The following is a 632-nucleotide window of genomic DNA, read 5'->3' as shown; positions in this document are numbered from 1 at the left end:
CGTTCCATGGTAAAAGCAGGAGCGTTCCCACACCATAAGGAACTGGAGGACTTTGATTTTTCATTTCAGCCGGGAATAAACCGGCAGGAAATTTCTGAATATAACACACTGAGATTTCTGGAAGAAAATGAAAACCTTGTATTTCTTGGTCCAAGCGGAGTGGGGAAGACACATCTGGCAACTTCCATAGGGATTACTGCAGCCAAAAAGCGGATCAGCACATATTTTATAAAATGCAATGATTTACTGCAGCAGCTGAAAAAAGCAAAGTCAGAAAACCGTTTGAATGACAGGCTGAAGCACTTCAGTAAATACAGGCTTCTAATTATTGATGAGCTGGGATACCTTCCCATCAACAAGGAAGATTCAAATCTGTTTTTCCAGCTGATTGACATGAGGTACGAAAAGAAAAGTACTATTCTGACAACAAATATAAATTTCAGTGACTGGGATTCTGTGTTTTATGATGCAGTTGTAGCCAATGCCATTTTGGACAGGGTTCTGCATCATGCACATGTAATTACAATATCCGGAAGATCATACCGGCTGAAAGATCATATCCAGGCTGAAAATTAGAAAAGTTGTACATTATTATTTTGGAACTTTTGTACATTTTTGTATTGACATTTATA

The 632-nt window shown here is 38.3% G+C and carries 1 protein-coding gene; it reads left to right on the top strand.

Features of this window, described 5'->3' with window-relative positions; all coding sequences use genetic code 11:
* Window positions 1-576 (top strand): IS21-like element helper ATPase IstB (istB, locus tag ASU35_RS06940; protein WP_058352311.1); only part of this gene is annotated, 576 nt, incomplete at its 5' end.
* Window positions 577-632: the final 56 nt, after the last annotated feature.

It is taken from the genome of Acetivibrio ethanolgignens, assembly GCF_001461035.1.
Taxonomy (GTDB): Bacteria; Bacillota; Clostridia; order Lachnospirales; family Lachnospiraceae; genus Velocimicrobium; species Velocimicrobium ethanolgignens.
Note: the sequence above shows the minus strand (reverse complement) of the source record. Positions and strands in the feature narration are given on the sequence as shown.